Origin of the sequence: Lachnospira pectinoschiza, from assembly GCF_020564355.1 — a bacterium.
In the GTDB taxonomy this organism is placed as follows: Bacteria; Bacillota; Clostridia; order Lachnospirales; family Lachnospiraceae; genus Lachnospira; species Lachnospira intestinalis.
Genome location: NZ_JAJCRR010000004.1, coordinates 370,303 through 384,908, shown reverse-complemented (window position 1 = coordinate 384,908; position 14,606 = coordinate 370,303). Strand labels below are relative to the sequence as shown.

Genomic DNA, 14,606 nt, shown 5'->3' with positions numbered 1-14,606 from the left:
TGAAAATTTCAAAGAATTTTCAGGGTTGTTTTACTGTTCAGTTATCAATGTTCGTTTATCAATACCAGCTTAAAAGCCGTTGTTGATTTGTTTTATTTCGTTACCGCTGTGGGCTGTTTTTGTTGCCCTCGCTCGCGGCGACTTGATTATAATATCACCATTGGGTCAGGTTGTCAACAACTTTTTAAAGTTTTTTTTGACTTTTTTCAGCATTTTAGGATTAAATTCCACAAATCCAGTATCTATGCGGCTTTACGTGCTTTCTGTTCATTCTTATATCTGAAGGTTTTATCGTGAGGCACTAAAATTGGCAAAAACATTTCTATATAAATACACTTTATATAAAAAGCACCCGTTGTCGATTCTTTTCATAATGCCTTGAATCGGTAACGGGTGTTTTATTTACTAATCCAATAATTCCTGTATATATAATGAATGCTCTTTTGATAAATCAACAAATGTTGTACCTACCTGTACAAGCGGACGGGATACATTCAATCTGTTAATCATGACAACCTGCCCGGTTCTTCCATCATTTAATAAAACTCTGTGTTGTACCATTGTATGTGCAATATGCGCAATAAATGTCATGTTAAACTGTGTATCAAGAATGTTGTGCAAATGCATTTCTTCCATTTTCTTTATTACAGAAAAAACGGACATCGGCTGAATATCATTTTCTTTCATGGTGTATGTATCAAATATATCTGCAATTGCAAGAATTCGTGCCAGCTTGCCGATACCATGTTCTGAAATACGCAGCGGGAAGCCACTTTTATCTAAACGCTCATGATGTCCAAGGATTGCTTTCTTTATTTCAGTATCGATATTTTGATTTTTAACAATGTTATAACTGTATAATACATGCTTATTGTATACTCCGCCTTCCATTTCTTTGCGGAACGTAAAATCTTTACGCATTTCTTCCGGGAATTTTAAAATACCAACATCGTGCAAAAGACCCGCTATTGCTACATTTTCAATTTCCTTCGGTGTACATCCGGACCATTTTGCCAGAATCTGGCATAATATGGATACATTAATGGAATGTGCATATAATGATTCGGTATCTTTTTTCATCATTAACAGCATATTACATAAATTCGTTTCATTCCGCGACTTTTCAAGAATTTCATTTGTTACATTCATCAATGCCTGAACATCTATATCTTCACTGTTTTCAACGATTTTTTTCAAATTATCAGAAAGCATATTTTCCGCAACACTGAAATGCTCCTGAAATTCCTGATACTGTTTTTCATCTACTAATGGCTGCGCATTTTCTGCCTGCTGTGGTTCATCTGCTGCTGCCTGATATTCAATTGCAACACTATCAATTAAATGACGTGACAACAGGCTGATGACCTCATCTGTTACTATCGAGCCCTGCGCTACTAATACAACACCGGATTTATTATAAACGTCTTCCCCGATAATCATATCATTACACAGATGATTCACTGCTATTCTGATTTTTGCCATATTGGTACCCCCGTATTCTCTTGTATTCTATACTTATTATAATATCTTCTATAAACGTAAATTACAATGGTTCTTTATACTTACAAAATAAGCCGATTGTCTGCTCTATCTGTTCTATATTGGATATATACAGATACTGTTCCTGAATCCCGTCTGCCGCATTTTTATTTCTTTTGTTTTGCAATGACTGTTGTCAGATACCCTTTTGCTTTTTCCAGTTCATCTAATCCATAATATACCTGTTCCTGCGCCATACCGCAATTGGAAACACCCCATACTTCATATATTTTCCCTGTCTTATCCTGCCATGACCGCAGGGCATCTAACAGTTCTGCCAGCCGTTTGCCTGATTTCATATAAACGCACGTTCCGCTATAGGAAAATGTATCTTCCACTTCATACGCCGCCGGAATAATATGAATTTCTTCCTTTTTTTCTCCGAGTGAAATACCTAATTTTGCAGCAACCGCACAAAATGACGGCACCCCGTTTATGATTTCTGCCTGCCAGCCGTTTTCTTTTGCACGCTTGTGCATATACAGGTAGGTTGAATAAATACCGGGGTCACCGATTGTAAGCATTCCAACAATCTGACCGCGCCGCAGATAATCCTCTATCGTTTCATAAATACGTGTATGGGCAAGTTCCAGTTTCTTCTCATCTTTTATCATCGGAAACGGCATACACAACAGCGGCATATCCGAAATTTCCGGGCAGACCTGTCCTACAATACGGTACGCATAACACTCCTCTTTGGACACCGCCGGAAGCACAATCAAATCACAGGAACGGATGATTTCCAATGCCTGTAACGTCATCTGCTTGGGATTACCGCTCCCTACACCGATTCCATAAAGGATTCCCGGACGATTCTGTGCCGTAATATCCGCAAACAGCGTACCTGTAGTTTTTTGTAAATGTGATAAATAAACTTCCCGGATTGCCGGATATTCTGCAATTCCACGTAAAATACATTCCGGCGCATAACCTTCTTCCCTTAACAGGCTTGAAAAAGAATCTTCTTCTCCTGCCATGTCATTATTGGCATGGTCACCCGCTACCAGCATAAACGGTGCCACAATAACTTTAGTATTTACAATCCCCTCGAATTTCATCTGTGCAATGACATCTGCAATTGTCCGCTTTCCTTCAACGGTTGCAATATACACCGGATGTTGTGCATATGCCCGCAATGCCTGCTCCATAACGGCGTAACTGCTGTCTGCCGCGTGTTCCGTGCCATGTCCCATTAAAATCAGTGGCGCATCTCCTGTTTCTTCTTTTAAAGATTCCCACAATGCTTTTGCTACATTTGTATAATCCTCCGGCTCTGTCAAAAGTGCATCTGCCACGGTTATCTGTTCAAATGCCAAACGGTATTCTTCAACTGCCTGCTTCATGCGGTGATTTTCAATTCCGTCAATAACATGGGTCGGGAATACCGCTACATGGGTTGCCCCCTGCTCTTTGAGTTTTATCAGTCCTTCTTCAGGGCTCTTTGCATCCATATGTTCACGCTTTTTCATTACATTTCGTACAATTGTACTGGATACAGCCTCTGCTACCAAAACATCAGGATACAATGCCCGCACCTGTCTGGTAATTGCCGCTATATTTTTCTGACGTGTTTCCGGGTAAGTCGTCCCAAAACTCACAATTAAAATTGCCTTTTTCATACTCTCCTCATTTCTTGAACGATTTTATCGCGAAATGGCGATGAGAAATTCGCGAAGGCGATTTCTCATCTGCCATCAGGGAGATTTGTTTTCGTTCAGAAACAAATCTCCGTATGAAAAATAATCGCATCAGCATTATTTTTCATACTCTCCTCATTTCCGCAGACATTCTAATGCCGGAGAAACCACGAACTGAACCGGTTCAGTTCTGCGATAAACACAATTTTGTGACGCCTGCGGCACAAAATGTTATGCGAAAATCTTTAATTTATGGATTTTCGCATTTCTCTCCATTTTCGCCTGATTTTTTATACCATTATATTATATGTTTTTTTAGCACACCGCAATCTCTTTCTGCTTTGGGTGGGGCATGGCTTTTGATGTGTCACTTTTATATGAAGATTTTAAGCCGCAAAAAAGACTGTTTTAAAGATATTGTATCTTTTATCCTTAAAACAGTCTTTTCGTTTATTTTTTATACTTTTACTTTTCCGTATCAGAAAGTGCTGCCTGTGCCGCCGCAATTCTTGCAATCGGCACGCGGAACGGTGAACAGCTGACGTAATTTAAGCCTGCCTTATGACAGAATGCAATGCTGGATGGGTCGCCGCCATGCTCGCCGCAGATACCGCATTTTAAATCCGGCCGGGTGCTTCTGCCCTTCTGCACTGCCATTGCAACCAGCTGGCCTACACCATTCTGGTCTAAGCGTGCAAACGGGTCTGATTCGTAAATCTTGCTCTTATAATAAGAATCCAAAAACTTGCCCGCATCATCTCTTGAAAAACCAAATGTCATCTGCGTTAGGTCATTTGTGCCAAATGAGAAAAATTCTGCTTCCTGTGCAATCTCATCTGCAAGCAGTGCCGCACGCGGAATTTCAATCATGGTTCCGATTTTATAGTGAATATCGGACTGTTTTTCTGCTTTGACCTGCTCTGCTGTTTCGACAACGACATCTTTTACGAATTTTAATTCTTTTCGTTCTCCGACCAGCGGAATCATAATCTCCGGCACAATGTCGTATCCTTTTTCGACATGCACCTCAATCGCCGCTTCCATAACCGCTCTGGTCTGCATACGTGCAATTTCAGGATATGTTACCGCCAGACGACAGCCTCGGTGTCCCATCATCGGATTAAATTCGTGCAGTGCGGCGCACGTTTCTTTAATCTCCTCAACAGTCATGTGCATATCTTCTGCCAGTGCCTTGATGTCTTCTTCCTCTGTCGGTAAAAATTCATGCAGCGGCGGGTCTAAATAACGCACGGTCATCGGTCTGCCTTCCAGTGCTTCATACATTGCCTTAAAATCCGCTTTCTGGAATACAAGCAGTTCATCCAATGCCGCAACTCTGCCCTCTACGGTCTTTGACAGAATCATTTTACGGATTTTCGGAATTCTGTCCTGCTCAAAAAACATATGCTCTGTCCGGCACAGTCCGATTCCTTCAGCTCCCAGTTCCACAGCTTTTTTCGTATCTGCCGGTGTATCTGCATTGGTTCGTACACCCAGTGTCCTAAACTCATCTGCCCACTCCATAATCCGTCCGAAATTTCCGCTCACGGTTGCTTCTACCGTCTGAATGTCCCCTTTATATATCTTTCCGGTTGTACCGTCCAGTGAAATAAAATCTCCTTCATGGAATGTATATCCACCCAGTGTAAATTCTTTTGCCTCTTCATCAATCGCAATCGCACCACAGCCGGATACACAACACGTTCCCATGCCTCTTGCCACGACTGCCGCATGGGATGTCATGCCGCCGCGCACGGTAAGGATTCCCTGTGCTGCGTGCATTCCTTCAATATCTTCCGGTGATGTTTCCAGACGTACCAGAATGACACGTTCTTTTTTATTCTCTTTCACGAGCCGTTTGGCATCTTCCGCCGTAAATACAATTTTACCTGCCGCCGCACCCGGTGAAGCCGGAAGTGCTTCTCCAATCACTTCCCCTGCCTTTAAAGCTTCCGTATCAAACGTTGGGTGCAGTACCTGGTCGAGTGATTTTGCATCAATTCTAAGCACGGCTTCCTGTGGTGTGATTTTTCCTTCATCTACCAAATCACATGCAATCCGGATTGCAGCCTGTGCCGTCCGCTTGCCGTTGCGGGTCTGTAAGAAATACAGCTTTCCTTCTTCAATGGTAAATTCCATATCCTGCATATCGCGGTAATGGTCTTCTAACTTCATCGCCAGATCAATAAATTCACGGTAGCACTCCGGCATATCCTGTTCAAGCTGCGTAATCGGCTGTGGTGTGCGCACGCCGGCAACCACATCTTCGCCTTGTGCATTAATTAAATACTCCCCATAAATGCCCTTTGCACCGGTTGACGGATTTCTTGTAAATGCAACACCCGTTCCCGAAGTTGCACCTTTATTGCCGAATACCATGGTCTGGACATTGACTGCCGTTCCCCAGTCCCCCGGAATGTCATTCATTCTGCGGTAAGTAATGGCACGCGGCGTATTCCATGAACGAAATACCGCTTTAACGGCTTCCATTAACTGCTCCTGTGGATTCTGTGGAAATTCTTTTCCATCCATTGCTTCACGGTAAACCTGTTTAAACCGCGCAATCAGTTCCTTTAAATCCTCTGCCGTCAGTTCCGTATCATACTTGATTTTTTTGTCTGTCTTGACCTCGTCAATAATCTTTTCAAAGTAAGACTTCGGCACTTCCATGACAACATCGGAAAACATCTGGATAAATCTTCTGTACGAATCATATGCAAAACGCGGATTGCCGGTCTTTTCTGCAAATCCTTCCACTGCTTCATCATTCAGTCCCAGATTTAAAATGGTATCCATCATGCCCGGCATGGATGCCCTTGCGCCGGAACGGACAGATACTAACAACGGATTGACATTGTCCCCGAACTTCTTTCCGTTTACCTGCTCCAGCCAGCCCACCGCTTCAAAAATCTGTGTCTGGATTTCTTCGCGGATTTGCTCCTCATTTGCATAATAATCCGTGCATGCTTCCGTCGTTATGGTAAACCCCTGTGGAATCGGCATACCGAGATTGGTCATCTCTGCAAGATTCGCACCCTTTCCACCGAGAAGCTCCCGCATGTCTGCATTGCCTTCATGAAATTTGTAAACCCATTTCCTCATACCTTTGCCCTCCATACTTTTCTAACAGTTAATCCATATGATGCCGGGGGTTTTACCCCACTACTCTTTTATATGATTATACCAAAAAAAGAAAAATATGCCTAGACTTTTTGTTAATTTTTTGACATTCTTTTGCTAAATTTTTTTCAAAAACATTTCATGAATCCGCGTATCTGATGTCAGTTCCGGGTGGAAGGACATTGCAAGCTGGTTTTTATTTTCCACCATTACAATATTACCGTCCACTTTTGCAAGTACCTTTGTATCGTCCAATACTTTTTCAATATACGGTGCGCGGATAAAGCGCATCGGAAACGTACCGATTCCTTCAATCTGTTCGTCAACGGAAAAACTGCCGAGCTGTCTTCCGTAAGCGTTGCGGCGCACAACCGCCGGAAGCGTGGCAAGATGTGTTGCCGCATCATTGCTTAACTGCTGTGCTAAAAGAATCGCCCCGGCACACGTTGCAAGCACCGGCATACCGTTTTTTATCTGGCTCTGTATGGTATCAAACATATCCAGTTCCCGCATCAGTTTTCCCTGTACGGTACTTTCTCCGCCCGGAAGAATCAGTCCGTCATAAGACTGACGGACGTCCTCACATTTTCTTAATTCTATATATTCTGCACCTAATTGTTCCAGCATCTGCTCATGTTCTGCAAATGCCCCCTGTACTGCAAGAATTCCGATTTTCATACTACTCCTCATTTCTGAGCGACTTTGTCGCGAAGCGGCGATGAGAAATTCGCGCAGGCGATTTCTCATCTGCCATCAATGTTGTTTGCTTTCGCTCAGAAACAAACAACTGTGTGAAAAATGGCGCATCAGCGTTATTTTTCACACTATTTGCCTCTTTCAGCCATTAAAAGTTCAATTTCCTGTTCATTGATACCAACCATTGCTTCGCCTAAGTCTTCAGATAACTCTGCAATCAGCTTTGCATCTGTGAAGTTAGCAACTGCCTTTACGATTGCTGCCGCACGTTTTGCCGGATTTCCTGATTTAAAAATACCGGAACCTACGAATACACCTTCTGCGCCAAGCTGCATCATCAGTGCCGCGTCTGCCGGTGTTGCAACGCCGCCTGCTGCAAAGTTTACAACCGGAAGCTTTCCGTTCTCATGAACATATAATACTAAATCATACGGTACCTGTAATTCCTTTGCCGCCTGAAACAATTCATCTTCACGCATGGAAACAAGTCTTGCCATTTCACTGTTCATTTTTCTCATATGACGGACTGCCTGCACAACGTCACCTGTTCCCGGTTCACCCTTTGTACGAATCATGGAAGCACCTTCGTTAATTCTTCTTAACGCTTCCCCTAAATCCTTTGCGCCGCATACAAACGGTACGGAAAACTTGTGTTTGTCAATGTGGTAAACATCATCTGCCGGAGATAATACTTCACTTTCATCAATATAGTCGATTTCGATTGCTTCCAGAATCTGTGCTTCCGCAAAATGTCCAATTCTGCATTTTGCCATAACAGGAATAGTTACTGCTTCCTGAATTCCTTTAATCATCTTCGGGTCACTCATTCTTGCAACACCGCCTGCCGCACGGATATCCGCCGGGATTCTTTCCAGTGCCATGACCGCACATGCGCCTGCTTCCTGTGCGATTCTTGCCTGTTCCGGTGTGGTAACGTCCATAATAACGCCGCCCTTTAACATCTGTGCCAGTTCTTTATTTAATTCGTATCTGTTTTTTGCATTTTCGTTTGCCATCGTTTTTTTCTCCATTTCCTTTTTATTAATTTTGAATCAACATTTAAATGGAGTATAACAAAAACTGGGCATAATAAAATATTCAAAAATAATATTTTTATAATGTCCAGTTTCAAATCTGTTTATATTCAGTTTTAAATTTATATATGGTCAGTTGTTAAAACTCTTATAGCCAGTTTAGCGGTTGTCTACCTTTTCAGGGTATAAGTCATGACTGCTTAACCGCTCCCATGCAACCTGCTCCCAGCGTGTCCCCGGCTTTCCGTAATTGCAGTACGGGTCAATGGAAATGCCGCCGCGCGGGGTGAATTTTCCCCATACTTCTATGTACTTCGGCTCCATCAGGCGGATTAAATCTTTCATGATGATGTTGACACAGTCTTCATGAAAATCTCCGTGATTGCGGAAGCTGAACAGATACAGCTTTAATGATTTACTCTCTACCATTTTTACATCCGGCACATACGAAATTGTAATTGCTGCAAAGTCCGGCTGACCTGTAATCGGGCAGAGGCTTGTAAATTCCGGGCAGTTAAATTTTACAAAATAGTCGTTATCCGGGTGTTTGTTTACAAATGTTTCCAAAACCTCCGGCGCATAATTGTCGGGATACTTTGTTCCCTGATTGCCAAGCAGTGTTACCCCCTGCGTTTCTTCTTTACTTCTTCCTGCCATTGTTTTTCCTTCCTTATTTATATTTTTAAAATGATAATGCCGGGTCTTTGACACCGTTTGCCGCAAATGCTTTGGCACGGTCAATGCACGTTCCGCAGACTCCACACGGTTTTTCATTTCCCTCATAGCAGCTCCATGTATATTCATACGGCACATGAAGGTCGAGTCCGATTTTTACGACCTCTGCTTTAGTGCGTGCAATAAACGGTGCTTCCACCTTTAACTGCTTTCCGCTTCCTATATAAATAGCGTCATTTATCGCCCGGTTGAACGCATCACTACAGTCCGGGTATGCGCTTCCCGCCGCGTCATCGCTGTGTGCACCATAGTAAATGACTTCACAGCCCTTTGACAGTGCAATGCTTGCCGCACTGGATAAAAACAGTCCATTGCGGAACGGCACGTATGTCGATACCGGTGTACCGTTTGTCTTTTCTATCTGGCTGGCATAGCTTTCCTGCGGAATCTCTTTATCGGAATGTGAAAGCAGGGAACAATCGCTGTACTGGAATATTTTTTCCAAATCCAGTGATAAATGCTCCACTTGATAATGCTGTGTTACTTTTTTCGCACACTCGATTTCTTTGGTGTGCTTCTGTCCATAGTAAATGGACAGTGCAATCACATTTTCCGCACCATACTTATCAACTGCCATTCCTAAACAAGTGGTACTGTCAACGCCACCACTGCATAAAACCATTGCTTTCATTTTGAAATCTCCCTCTTAGTGTCTGTGTATATGTTTTTGTATTCGTCTTTCGGATTCCGCGTGCCGTCATGCAGCTGTGGCAGCCTTCTATATAAACAGCTACGTCTTCCGAGCCGGTCACCTGCGTAATAATATCCGCAATATCCGTGCCGATGCGTTCCTGAAGCTGTAACCGCTTTGCCACCATATCCGCGATTCTTGCAATTTTACTAAGTCCGATGACTTTACCGTTGGGTACATAAGCCACCGTAACTTTCATATCATACATTAATGCCAGATGATGTTCGCAGTAACTAAAAATGTCAATATCTTTGACAACTACCATATCACCGTAACGGTCCGCCCCGCCTTCTTCGTCTTCCGAAAATGTCTTGTCAAACATCTGTGCAATCTCTTCATTGGTATATTTCATGCCCTCAAATACTTCTTCGTACATTCTGGCAACCCGTTGCGGTGTTTCTTTTAGCCCTTCCCTGTCCGGGTCATCTCCGAGTGCTTCTAACAGCCCACGGATATGATAAGCCACCGCTTCTGTATCAATCTCTTTCATTTTTCTCTCCATTCAGTTCTGCGATAAAGTCTATTTGCTTTCATTCCGAAACAAATGCGATGTAAACAAGCTTTCATTTATGGCTTGTTTACATTAATCCCCATTTCTGAGCGACTTGTTGCGAAGAGGCGATGAGAAATTCGCGTAAGCGATTTCTCATCTGCCATCATAGCTATTTATTTTTCACACTAAACGCCTCTTTCATCCGGTGCCCAGATAAATTTGTGCATTTGTAACTGCATACGCACGCCGTTCATCTGATGTGCTTTCATGTATTCCACAATGTCTGCGGGTTCAATCGCACCAAATACCGGGCTGATGTATACATGACATTTCTGTGTCAATCCATATTCCTGTATTATCTGCCGTGTCTTTTCCAAATCTTCAATGCTGCCCGCCACAAATTTAACGGTATCCTGCGGCTGTAATTCGGAAAAATTCTGCAGGCGCATAAATGTTTCCATTCCACTGCCTGCCAGCTTATAATCCATGGTCATTGAAAGCCGCTCCATAGATTGCCGTTCTTGTGTTAAATGTTTTACCTGTGCACGCACATTTTCCAGACTGACACTTCCGTTGGTTTCAATCTCAACAGCTTTTCCCGCAGACAACAGTTCTTTTATCAGACCCGCAAGTTCTGTCTGCAGCAACGGTTCTCCGCCTGTCATTGTCACATTGTCTATTCCTGTGCGGCACACGTCTGCCACCAGTTCTGCCGCCGTCTTTTCGACCGCCGGGGTATCCTGTCTGTTTGCCCATTGTGTATCACAATAACTGCAATTTAAGTTGCACCCCTTAAAACGGATAAAAACTGCCAGTTCCCCGGCTTTTGTTCCTTCTCCGTTGATACTCACAAACTGTTCTACCACCGGGTACTTTATTTGATTATTCATGTTCATACTTTATTCCTCATAGCACGCCGCATTATTCGGTGTTTCATATACGGTTACACGTTTTACACGGTATCCTGCCTGCTGCATTTTTTCATGAAAATATTTTGCCATATTTTCCGCCGTGGGACGGAACGGAAACTGCAAAATCTTAAACTGCTCACTTTCAAGCGCTGCAAGTGTCGCTTCCTTTAAACTGCCGGTTTCAATAATCAGGCAGTGGTCAAGTGCATCCACACATTCCCTTAAATCCCGCTTTAAATCGCCAAAGTCCACATACATGCCGCGGTTTTGTCCGTCTTCCTGTAAATCCTCCGTACAGACTTCCAGCACAACACGCCAGCGGTGTCCATGAATATTGCTGCATTTTCCTTCATATCCGTATAAAAAATGCGCCGCATCAAAGCTGTGTTCCGTCTTTAAAATATACATTTTTCCTCATTTCCGTACGTTTTCCATTCTGTCATGTAACTCTTCCTGCTGACTGCCTGCTGCTGTCCTACAGAAACGTGCGCCGCAATGCGTACAAAAAGAACATGGATTCAACCCAAATCCATGTTCTAAACATACTATGCAAATTTATCCCGTTCTGCCGTTGTGGCAGAATTTTCCTTTAAATATTGTATAGTCCTGGTTTTGTTTAGAGACAGGATGGTACAAACGAACTGTCTATTATTGCTAGGAAATAGGATAACAAATCCTTTTTAAAATGTCAACCGGTTCCCAGATTTTTTGTTTTACTGTTTTTCACTATTGTAATATTTATTTTTTGCAAGCAGCATATTTTTCTGAGCTTCGGTAATTGTATCAGTAATATCCGATATAAACACATAAAAAAGTCCACCGCCCACTTCAATGGTCTGATGCTCTAAATGTCCGCAGTCATCAAGCCAGCGCACCGTGCCGTCCTTTCTTACAATACGGTATTTAATATAATCCATACTGCGGTCGGACTGCTTTATCTGATCGTGAATTTCCCATTCCACGCGTGCCAAATCCTGCGGATGTACCATACCGCGGAATGAATTATGCACATGCTCCCGGAACTCCTCTATCGTTTCACAGCCAAACAGACGGATTGCACCCGGATTGGCATAGAGCAGTTTTTCTTCGCCCACTGCACGATAGATAAAAAAGCCTTCTGACATATTTGCCAGTGTTTCTGACAGATATACCGCACGTTTATCCTTCCTTCCCTGCATCAGCGTATCAATACTGCGGATTACAATGACTGCATCCTTTGGTGTACCATCACTGTCCCGTTCGCACACCGCTACCGTTGTCAGGCACCATTCCTTATTGTTTTTTTCATCTAACCGTTTATAGGACATTTCCAGCGTATCCTGCTTTGCAAGTCCTTTATTGAGATTTGTCAGCGAGAGAAACTTACGGATATTCTTTTCATCGGTTGATACAATCTTCCCCATATAAAAATGACGGTTAATGGATTCCTCGTAATTACCACGCTCCTGTAATGAATTTTCATCCGGGTAAATCATATGATAATAATTGTCCTTTAACTGTACAAAATAAACTTCACGATAGGAAAGCAGCATACTCTTTAGAGCATTCGATGCAATATATGTATTCGTAATATCCTGTATAATCACACCGATGTAACCTTCCCGGTACTGATAATATGTAAACTGCATATACCGGTTGGAAATGTGGCTGTAAAGGTAAAATGTTTTCTTTTCACCTTTATATGCCGCATTATACATATACGTATACGCTTCCTCTACCTTATCACCGAAACTCTGATATGAAAGTGCCTTTAGCTGTTCTAAATCTCCGGTGCAGACCTGCCGCATTGTTTCATTGGCATATAAGATTTCATAATCCACCGGTTTATTATTTTCATCTAAAATCAGGCGGTCAATACAAAATCCTGTCGGCATTTTTCCAAAGTGTGCCTCAAGACTTTCATAATCTTCATTAAATGCCCTATCCGTAATCTGTGTCTGCACTTCTGCCTGCTTTTTATCTGCCTGCACTTCGGTTACATTCATCAGCGAACCGTAATACTGGCGGCAGCCGTCCTTCTCCCGCAGGAAAAAGACTCTCATGTATACAAGAATGACCGTGCCGTCCATCTGCATAAAATGAATATATCCATCTGCTCCGGACATCTGATTCGAAAATGCCTTCTCAAAGATTGTATGCAAAAGGACCCTGTCATCTGCATGCACATGATTCCAAAAACGCTTTCCGTAACTGTTCGCCTGCCCTGATGATGTACCCATCAACTGAAAATACTGTTCATTGACCCTGGTAATTTCAATCTGATGATCCCTCATTTCATAAAATGCAACCGGTCCTAAGACATTATTTAACATACTATCCGTAATGAAATTCGTATCCATAAATTCACGAATATGAAGCGGCTCTACCTGCTTATAAAATAAATCATGAAAATCAAGCTGACGTTCGTCGCTTAGCAGTTCTTCAAACTGCTTGACCGGCAGCGGTTTATAAAAATAAAATCCCTGAATATAACGGCATCCTAGGCTCTGTACAAACTGTTCCTGTTTCTCTGTTTCAACACCTTCCACGATAATAGGCAGCCGAAGCAGTCTTGCCATATTAACAACAGACTCTAAGATGTTCATGCCTTTTTCTTCTTCTGTTTCACTGATATCCAGAAAACGCATATCCAGCTTTAACACATCAACAGGAATATTTTTTAACATGTTCAAAGACGAATAGCCGCATCCAAAGTCATCCATCATAACCTTAAAGCCTTTTCCGCGCAAAATGTTAACCGTACTGGTAATCCGCTCATCACTCTCTGTATATGCACTTTCCGTAATCTCCACTTTTACATAATGCTCGGAGAGCTGATATTTTTCCAATAACGAGAAAATATATGCCGGTACATCCATTGAAAAAATGTCTACCCTTGATACATTAATAGAAATCGGAACCGGCTGGAATCCCCTGTCTATCCAGCTTCTTATCCACGCACATACCTTGTCCCATACATAGCGGTCCAACCGGTCTATCATTCCGTTCTTTTCCAATACCGGAATGAATGCCCCCGGAGATACCATCGTCCCATCCGGTTTCACCCAGCGCACGAGTGCTTCTGCACCCACAATCTGATGTGTTGCAATATTACACTGCGGCTGTGCAAAAAAGGTAAATTCATTATTTTTTAAGGCCTCCTGTATCTCGGATAAAAGTTCCACTTCTTTTTCCAGCCGTGACTCCATCTCCTGTGTATAATGGCAGATATGATCAGGCTGTCCTTCAAAAGCATTAGACAGAGCCAATGTCGCCCGGTCATACATAATCTCCGGCGAATCTGTATCTGTATTAATGGAATATATACCGATAACCGGATAAAAGCCGACCGTATTGTTCCATTTATGAATACCTTTTATAATCTGTTCCTGAATCTGTTTAATAATCTCATGAGAATCCGGTATAAATATTCCAAAATTATCTGCCCCCAGATAACCTTCCACACCGTCATGCTCTCCTGCAATCTCTTTTAAACAGTTCTGAATATAAAGAATAAGTTCGTCTCCGGTTTCTCTGCCATAAAGCTTATTAAAAAGCCTGAAATGCTCAATATCGATTGCGACCATACTATATGCGCCAGAAAGTCCCATCTCCATTTTACTTCTGACATTCGACATAAAGGTACGGTTGTAATAAAAGTCACTTAACTGTGCACCCTCCATAAAAGCTACCCTCCTATCCTCACAACAACTCTAATTTTTATTGTAGTGCAAATAGAATAAAATTTCAATCCTAAAGCACCTTTATTTT

At 42.5% G+C, this 14,606-nt stretch carries 11 protein-coding genes; all 11 read right to left on the bottom strand.

The features are described from left to right. Nucleotides 1–405: 405 nt before the first annotated feature. The 11 genes from LI288_RS10625 to LI288_RS10575 all read right to left on the bottom strand — a co-directional run bounded on the left by LI288_RS10625 (nucleotide 406) and on the right by LI288_RS10575 (nucleotide 14,518). The gene (locus LI288_RS10625; protein WP_227090373.1) at nucleotides 406–1,482 is read right to left on the bottom strand and encodes an HD-GYP domain-containing protein; all 1,077 of its coding nucleotides are present in this window, start codon (nucleotides 1,480–1,482) and stop codon (nucleotides 406–408) included. Between the two features lie 164 nt (nucleotides 1,483–1,646). Further along, nucleotides 1,647–3,158: a precorrin-2 C(20)-methyltransferase gene (cobI, locus tag LI288_RS10620; RefSeq protein ID WP_227090372.1), complete on the bottom strand. Its 1,512-nt coding sequence runs from the start codon at nucleotides 3,156–3,158 to the stop codon at nucleotides 1,647–1,649. Between the two features lie 483 nt (nucleotides 3,159–3,641). Then, nucleotides 3,642–6,278: a pyruvate, phosphate dikinase gene (ppdK, locus tag LI288_RS10615; protein WP_227090371.1), complete on the bottom strand. Its 2,637-nt coding sequence runs from the start codon at nucleotides 6,276–6,278 to the stop codon at nucleotides 3,642–3,644. Nucleotides 6,279–6,413: 135 nt separating this feature from the next. Beyond that, a complete protein-coding gene (pdxT, locus tag LI288_RS10610; RefSeq protein WP_227090370.1) occupies nucleotides 6,414–6,974 on the bottom strand; it encodes a pyridoxal 5'-phosphate synthase glutaminase subunit PdxT in 561 nt (186 codons plus the stop codon). Between the two features lie 146 nt (nucleotides 6,975–7,120). After that, the gene (pdxS, locus tag LI288_RS10605; protein WP_022431207.1) at nucleotides 7,121–8,008 is read right to left on the bottom strand and encodes a pyridoxal 5'-phosphate synthase lyase subunit PdxS; all 888 of its coding nucleotides are present in this window, start codon (nucleotides 8,006–8,008) and stop codon (nucleotides 7,121–7,123) included. Nucleotides 8,009–8,185: 177 nt separating this feature from the next. Then, nucleotides 8,186–8,683, bottom strand: coding sequence for a preQ(1) synthase (queF, locus tag LI288_RS10600; protein WP_022431206.1), 498 nt, complete (start codon nucleotides 8,681–8,683; stop codon nucleotides 8,186–8,188). A gap of 25 nt (nucleotides 8,684–8,708) precedes the next feature. After that, nucleotides 8,709–9,392: a 7-cyano-7-deazaguanine synthase QueC gene (gene queC / locus LI288_RS10595; RefSeq protein ID WP_022431205.1), complete on the bottom strand. Its 684-nt coding sequence runs from the start codon at nucleotides 9,390–9,392 to the stop codon at nucleotides 8,709–8,711. Further along, entirely contained in the window at nucleotides 9,358–9,942 is a 585-nt protein-coding gene (gene folE / locus LI288_RS10590; RefSeq protein ID WP_022431204.1) for a GTP cyclohydrolase I FolE, read from the bottom strand. The genes queC and folE overlap by 35 nt, the downstream gene beginning before the upstream one ends. A 188-nt stretch (nucleotides 9,943–10,130) precedes the next feature. Further along, the gene (queE, locus tag LI288_RS10585) at nucleotides 10,131–10,841 is read right to left on the bottom strand and encodes a putative 7-carboxy-7-deazaguanine synthase QueE (protein ID WP_227090369.1); all 711 of its coding nucleotides are present in this window, start codon (nucleotides 10,839–10,841) and stop codon (nucleotides 10,131–10,133) included. 3 nt (nucleotides 10,842–10,844) lie between these two features. Beyond that, nucleotides 10,845–11,264: a 6-carboxytetrahydropterin synthase QueD gene (queD, locus tag LI288_RS10580; protein WP_227090368.1), complete on the bottom strand. Its 420-nt coding sequence runs from the start codon at nucleotides 11,262–11,264 to the stop codon at nucleotides 10,845–10,847. Between the two features lie 305 nt (nucleotides 11,265–11,569). Next, a complete protein-coding gene (locus LI288_RS10575; RefSeq protein WP_227090367.1) occupies nucleotides 11,570–14,518 on the bottom strand; it encodes an EAL domain-containing protein in 2,949 nt (982 codons plus the stop codon). Nucleotides 14,519–14,606 lie beyond the last annotated feature (88 nt).

Excerpts from the sequence above, each read along its gene's own strand:
- ppdK (WP_227090371.1), bottom strand. The coding sequence starts at position 6,278 with ATGAGGAAATGGGTTTACAAATTTCATGAAGGCAATGCAGACATGCGG.
- queC (WP_022431205.1), bottom strand. The coding sequence starts at position 9,392 with ATGAAAGCAATGGTTTTATGCAGTGGTGGCGTTGACAGTACCACTTGT.
- cobI (WP_227090372.1), bottom strand. The coding sequence starts at position 3,158 with ATGAAAAAGGCAATTTTAATTGTGAGTTTTGGGACGACTTACCCGGAA.
- LI288_RS10575 (WP_227090367.1), bottom strand. The coding sequence starts at position 14,518 with ATGGAGGGTGCACAGTTAAGTGACTTTTATTACAACCGTACCTTTATG.
- pdxS (WP_022431207.1), bottom strand. The coding sequence starts at position 8,008 with ATGGCAAACGAAAATGCAAAAAACAGATACGAATTAAATAAAGAACTG.
- pdxT (WP_227090370.1), bottom strand. The coding sequence starts at position 6,974 with ATGAAAATCGGAATTCTTGCAGTACAGGGGGCATTTGCAGAACATGAG.
- queE (WP_227090369.1), bottom strand. The coding sequence starts at position 10,841 with ATGAACATGAATAATCAAATAAAGTACCCGGTGGTAGAACAGTTTGTG.
- queD (WP_227090368.1), bottom strand. The coding sequence starts at position 11,264 with ATGTATATTTTAAAGACGGAACACAGCTTTGATGCGGCGCATTTTTTA.
- LI288_RS10625 (WP_227090373.1), bottom strand. The coding sequence starts at position 1,482 with ATGGCAAAAATCAGAATAGCAGTGAATCATCTGTGTAATGATATGATT.
- folE (WP_022431204.1), bottom strand. The coding sequence starts at position 9,942 with ATGAAAGAGATTGATACAGAAGCGGTGGCTTATCATATCCGTGGGCTG.
- queF (WP_022431206.1), bottom strand. The coding sequence starts at position 8,683 with ATGGCAGGAAGAAGTAAAGAAGAAACGCAGGGGGTAACACTGCTTGGC.